Origin of the sequence: Achromobacter sp., assembly GCF_049647645.1 — a bacterium.
Taxonomy (GTDB): Bacteria; Pseudomonadota; Gammaproteobacteria; order Burkholderiales; family Burkholderiaceae_B; genus Achromobacter.
This window is the reverse complement of the sequence record NZ_JBARYB010000156.1, coordinates 1-5,154: the sequence shown is the minus strand read 5'-3', so window position 1 is coordinate 5,154 and position 5,154 is coordinate 1. Positions and strand designations below refer to the sequence as shown.

Annotated in this window: 6 protein-coding genes; 2 read left to right on the top strand and 4 right to left on the bottom strand. The window is 66.7% G+C overall.

What is annotated here, in order from left to right; translation table 11 throughout:
- Window positions 1-43: 43 nt before the first annotated feature.
- From tenA to nhaA, 4 genes are all read right to left on the bottom strand, one after another.
- Complete coding sequence (gene tenA / locus WBB14_RS18255) at window positions 44-706, bottom strand: thiaminase II (protein ID WP_424241076.1); 663 nt, start codon at window positions 704-706, stop codon at window positions 44-46.
- Window positions 707-806: 100 nt separating this feature from the next.
- Window positions 807-1,592 carry a 3-hydroxybutyrate dehydrogenase gene (locus WBB14_RS18250; RefSeq protein WP_424241075.1) on the bottom strand — a complete coding sequence of 262 codons (786 nt, stop codon included), beginning with the start codon at window positions 1,590-1,592 and terminating at the stop codon, window positions 807-809.
- Window positions 1,593-1,718: 126 nt separating this feature from the next.
- Window positions 1,719-2,111 (bottom strand): DUF488 domain-containing protein, encoded by a 393-nt coding sequence (locus tag WBB14_RS18245; RefSeq protein ID WP_424241074.1) that lies wholly within the window; start codon window positions 2,109-2,111, stop codon window positions 1,719-1,721.
- Between the two features lie 65 nt (window positions 2,112-2,176).
- Window positions 2,177-3,397: a Na+/H+ antiporter NhaA gene (gene nhaA / locus WBB14_RS18240; protein ID WP_424241073.1), complete on the bottom strand. Its 1,221-nt coding sequence runs from the start codon at window positions 3,395-3,397 to the stop codon at window positions 2,177-2,179.
- Window positions 3,398-3,626: 229 nt separating this feature from the next.
- On the opposite strand from nhaA, the gene WBB14_RS18235 reads away from it, so the two are divergent.
- Together WBB14_RS18235 and WBB14_RS18230 are read left to right on the top strand one after the other, a co-directional pair.
- Window positions 3,627-4,004, top strand: coding sequence for a hydrogenase (locus tag WBB14_RS18235; protein WP_424241072.1), 378 nt, complete (start codon window positions 3,627-3,629; stop codon window positions 4,002-4,004).
- Between the two features lie 2 nt (window positions 4,005-4,006).
- On the top strand, window positions 4,007-5,154 hold a 1,148-nt coding region (locus WBB14_RS18230), incomplete at its 3' end, for a glycosyltransferase (protein WP_424241071.1).

The following is a 5,154-nucleotide window of genomic DNA, read 5'->3' as shown; positions in this document are numbered from 1 at the left end:
GGGCGCGCGTTCGGGCACGCGCGCCCAGCGACTGCACCGGCGGTCAGACCGGCCAGCCGTCCTGGCGATAGGCCGAATCCCAGAACATCCATTCCAGCTGCGCGGCGCGGGTGTAGGCCGCGTGCATCTGCGCCAGCGTTTCGGCGGACGCCTTTTCGGCAACGCGGTCGACCGTGGCGATGACCCGCTGCACCAGGGCGTGGAAGTCCTCGCAGGCATAGGCCTCGATCCAGGCCGCATAGGGATTGGGCTGGGCCGCGCGCGCATGGATCTCGCGGCCGATCTCGGCGTAGATCCAGAAGCACGGCAGCAGGGCCGCCAGCGCCACCGGATACGGCGCGCTCCAGGCGGTGGCGATCAGGTAGCTGGTGTAGTGGTGGCAGGCCGGGGTCAGCGGCGTGGCTTCGAAGGTGGCGTCGTCGATGCCGAATTGTTTCAGGAAGCCGGCGTGCAGCGTGCGTTCTGCGACGACCGCGCCCTTGGCCGCATCCGCGAACTGCACCACGCCGTCGGCGTCGTCGGCCTTGGCCGAAGCAATGGCGAGTGCGCGTCCGAAGGCCACCAGATAGTGAGCGTCCTGGATCATGTAGTGCTTGAATGCGTTCTCGTCGAGCTGGCCGCTGGCCAGTTCCTGGTTGAACGGCATGTCGCGCGTGGTTTCGTACAGCGCGGCGTTGCGCGCCCAGGCGTCGGAGCTGAAAGACATGGGGTTCCTCAAGGCAGGCTGCCGGCGCGCGACTGCGCGCCGGTCCACAAAGAGGGCTAGGGTATCAAAGACCGCGCGGCAATAGGCGCCGCGGGCCGAATCACTGCATGTACCAGCCGTGGCTGACCACGAAGGACTGGCCGGTGAAGGCGGCGCTGGGGAAGGCGGCCAGGAACAGGGCGGTCTGCGCCACGTCCTCGACGGTCGTGAATACGCCGTCGACCGTGTCGCCCAGCATGACCTTCTTGACCACGTCCTCTTCGCTGATCCCCAGTTCCTTGGCCTGTTCCGGGATCTGTTTTTCCACCAGCGGCGTGCGCACGAAACCCGGGCAGATGACGTGCGAGCGCACGTTGTGCGCCGCGCCTTCCTTGGCCAGCACCCGCGCCAGGCCCAGCAGGGCGTGCTTGGCGGCCACGTAGGCGGACTTCAGCGGCGAGGCTTCGTGCGAATGGACCGAGCCCATGTAGATGACCACGCCGCCGCGGTCGTCCTTGTACATATGCTTGAGCGCCGCCTTGGTCGTGAGGAATGCGCCGTCCACGTGGATCGCCTGCATCTTCTTCCAGTCCGAGAATGCAAAGTTCTCGATCGGATTGACGATCTGGATGCCCGCGTTCGAGATCAGGATGTCGATGCTGCCGTAGGCGGCCGCGACGCGGTCGATACCCTGGTTCACGGCGTCTTCGCTGGTGACGTCCATGGCGACGCCCATGGCCTTGCCGCCGGCCTGTTCGATTTCGCGGGCGACGGCGTCGGCGCCGGCTTGGTTCAGGTCAGCGATGGCGACGGCCGCGCCGGCTCGTGCCAGCGTGAGGGCGATTTCCTTGCCGATGCCGCTGGCGGCGCCGGTGACGACGGCGACTTTTCCATTCAGGTTATGCATGCTGGAACCTCCGGTTGGGATTGCCGGTGGGCCGGGCCGTGCCCTGTCGCCCACGGATGCGGGGAGCATGGTCTGATGGTAGCGCGCCAGGATTAGAGCAGGCTGAACGCGCAAACGGATGCTGGTTCAGGCCTTCTTGCGCTTGCGATGATGGCGGACATAGTCCTGTAGTACGTCGTGCAGCACGACGGCCTGGTTGTGTTCAGTGTTACGGGCGCCGTAGAGCAGGGTCAGGGGGCGGTCGGCGGCCGCGTCCAGCAAGGCGGCCATGCGGGCCTGCTGCTCGGGTTCGGCCAGTTCGGCCTGGTAACGCTGGCGGAATTCTTCCCAGCGTTCCTCGATGTGGCTGAACCATTTGCACAGTTCCAGGGTGGGCGCGATGTCGCGGGCCCATTCGTCCAGGTGCAGGTCCGCCTTGCGCAGCCCGCGCGGCCACATGCGGTCCACCAACGCCCGGTAGCTGCCTTCCGGACCCAAACCCTCGTAGACGCGTTGCACGGTGATGGCGGACGGCTTCATGGCGGCTCCTGGAATGGTTTCGGATCCCGCTACTTTAGCGCCCGCCGTCCGTACTCAAGCCCTGCTCAAGGATTTTCGGCGGTGCCGGCGCGCGGCCCGCAGGCGCGCAGCAGCAGGAAGCCCACCACGGCGGACGCCAGCGAGCCCGTCAGCACGCCGATCTTGGTGGCGTCGATGGCGGCCGGATCGGTGAACGCCAGGGCGCCGATGAACAGGCTCATGGTGAAGCCGATGCCGCACAGCAGCGACACGCCATATAGCTGCGTGAAGCTGGCGTGGCGCGGCAGGGTGGCAATGCCGCTCTTGATGGCCAGCCAGGCAAAGCCGAACACGCCCAGCTGCTTGCCCAGGAACAGGCCCAGCGCCACGCCCAGGGGCACGGGCTGCGCCAGGCTGCCCAGGCCCATGCCGGCGAACGATACGCCGGCGTTGGCGAAACCGAAAATCGGCACGATCAGCAGGGCCACCGGCTTGTGCAGCGCGTGTTCCAGCACATGCAGGGGCGAATGCGCGCCGGGATGGCCCTGGTTTTGCGGGCGCAGCGGAATGGTCAGCGCCAGCGCCACGCCGGCCAGCGTGGCATGCACGCCGGACTTCAGGACGAAGTACCACAGCACCGCGCCGATCAGCAGGTAGGGCGTCAGCCGCAGCACGCCGGCGCGGTTCAGGCAGAACAGGCAGGCCAGCAGGGCGCCCGCCATGCTCAGCGCGAACACATTCAGTTCGGCGGTATAGAACAGGGCGATGATGACGATGGCGCCCAGGTCGTCCAGGATGGCCAGCGCCGTCAGGAAGATCTTCAGCGACGTCGGCACGCGGCTGCCCAGCAGCGCCAGGATGCCCAGCGCGAAGGCGATGTCGGTTGCGGCGGGGATAGCCCAGCCGCGCAGGGTGTCGGGACTGCCGAAGTTGATCAGGACATAGATCAGCGCCGGCAGCGCCATGCCGCCCAGGGCGGCGATGCCCGGCAGCACGATGCGGGCGGCGCCGCGCAACTGGCCGTCCAGCACTTCGCGCTTGATCTCCAGCCCGACCAGCAGGAAGAACACGGCCATCAGGCCATCGTTGATCCAGTGCAGCACGGTTTCCTTGAGCAGGACCGGACCCACGTGGAAGCCGAGCTTGGTTTCCAGCGCGCTGAAATAGGCGGGCGCGGCAGGGCTGTTGGCAACCACCAGCGCGACCAGCGCGGCCAGCATCAGGACATAGCCGCCCAGCGCTTCGGAACGGAGGAACGCTTGCAGGAACGAAACCGGCTTGTGGGGAGGTACGGCCTGTGGATTCATTCAGTACCGCACTCGTTTACGTTTTGATAAGATGCGCGTTTCATTCCTGAATTTTACCTGAATTAGTATTTAGGGATTCTTTTACTTCGTCGAACGTCTTTCATTTTTTTGAAAAAACAGCTCATCAGCGTCGAATTGTTGGCGTTGCTTGCCCGGCGACCAAACCCTACCCCTCGAATCCCGACCAGTCCGTGGCTTGCAAGGCCGCCTGGCGACTCTTGCTAGCTAAATGCCATTACGCCCTCTTACGGTATTGACCTACACGCCCGGCAAGCCCGGCGCCGCAAGCCGCTTGGTGGATGTCGGCGATACGCTGACCGCACCCGCGGCTGCGAGTCCCTACGGTATCTACCAGACCCGGCAACTGATCCCCAGCGTGCGCCTGCTGGGCTGGGCGCGCGCGGGTGCGCGCTTCGAACTGTCCCGCACCGGCGCGGCCCGCGTCTGGTCTGAAAACCGGCTGCAGGCTTCCGATTGCCCGCGCGATTGCGCCAGCGCAGGCGCGGCGGCGCTGGACCAGGAAGACATCTCATACCTGGAGGCCTACCTGTTGTCGCAGGGCCGCCGCTGGAGCGACGCGGACACCTCTCAAAGCGAACATCCCTGATCATGCCGGATCCCATCGAATCGTTCCAGGCCCGGCCTGGCTCCGACGCCCGCCTGCGCATCCTGCATACCGAAGCCGCCACCTCGTTCGGCGGCCAGGAGTTCTGTATTTACAAGGAGATGATCGCCATGCGGGAGCGCGGCCATCATCTGGAAGCGGTCTGCCAACCAGAGGCGGAGCTGGGCCGGCGCTTGCGCGAGGCCGGCTTCACGGTGCACTCCGTTTCCATGGACGGCCCGTTCAACTTCGTGCGCTGCGTCGCGTTCGTGCGCCGCCTGTTGCGTCTGGGACATTTCGACGTAGTCAATACGCACAGCCGTCGCGATACCGTCCTGGGCGCGCTCGCGGCCCGCCTGGCCGGCACGCCGCTCATCGTGCGTACGCGCCATCTGGCCAAGCCCATCAATTCCCTCTACGCCTATACCTGGCTGGCGCATCGCGTCATCGCGGTCAGCCGTTATGTGCGCGGGCAACTGCTGGACGGGGGCGCGCGGCCGGAGGCCATCGCCACCATCCATTCGCCGGTAGTGCTGCCCCAGGTGCGCAGCGGCGCCTGCGTCAGGCGTGAACTCGGCCTGCCGGAGGACGCACTGGTGGTCGGCTGCGTGGCCGTCATGCGGGCGGACAAGGGCCATTGCGATCTGATTGACGCTTTCCATCGCATTTCCGCCACGTTCCCGAATGCCCATCTGGTGCTGGTGGGCGAAGGCCAGCCCATGGCTGGGCAATTGCAGGCGCAGACGGAGGCATTGGGCCTGGCGCAACGCGTGCATTTCACCGGTCGGCGCGACGATATCGGCAACGTCCTGACGGCCTTCGACCTGTTCGCGCTGCCGACGCTGCGCGAGGCCCTGGGCACTGTCTTCATCGAGGCCGCGGCGATGGGGCTGCCGGTGGTGGGCACAAATGTGGGCGGCGTGCCGGAAACCATGCAGGCCGGCGTGACCGGCCTGCTGGTGCCGCCCAGCGATCCGGCGGCATTGGCCGGCGCGCTGGAAAGCCTGTTGGCCGATCCCGCACTGCGCCGCCGCATGGGCGACGCGGGCCGTGAGCTGATCCGGGGCCAGGGCCAGTTTTCCGCCGAACGCGCGGCGGCCCTGGTGGAGCAGGCCTACGCCGGCTGGCTGGCGGAACTGCGGGGGCCGGCGCG

Bases quoted from the DNA above. Each gene is read 5' to 3' on its own strand.
- tenA (WP_424241076.1), bottom strand. From the start codon at position 706: ATGTCTTTCAGCTCCGACGCCTGGGCGCGCAACGCCGCGCTGTACGAA.
- WBB14_RS18250 (WP_424241075.1), bottom strand. From the start codon at position 1,592: ATGCATAACCTGAATGGAAAAGTCGCCGTCGTCACCGGCGCCGCCAGC.
- WBB14_RS18245 (WP_424241074.1), bottom strand. From the start codon at position 2,111: ATGAAGCCGTCCGCCATCACCGTGCAACGCGTCTACGAGGGTTTGGGT.
- nhaA (WP_424241073.1), bottom strand. From the start codon at position 3,397: ATGAATCCACAGGCCGTACCTCCCCACAAGCCGGTTTCGTTCCTGCAA.
- WBB14_RS18235 (WP_424241072.1), top strand. From the start codon at position 3,627: ATGCCATTACGCCCTCTTACGGTATTGACCTACACGCCCGGCAAGCCC.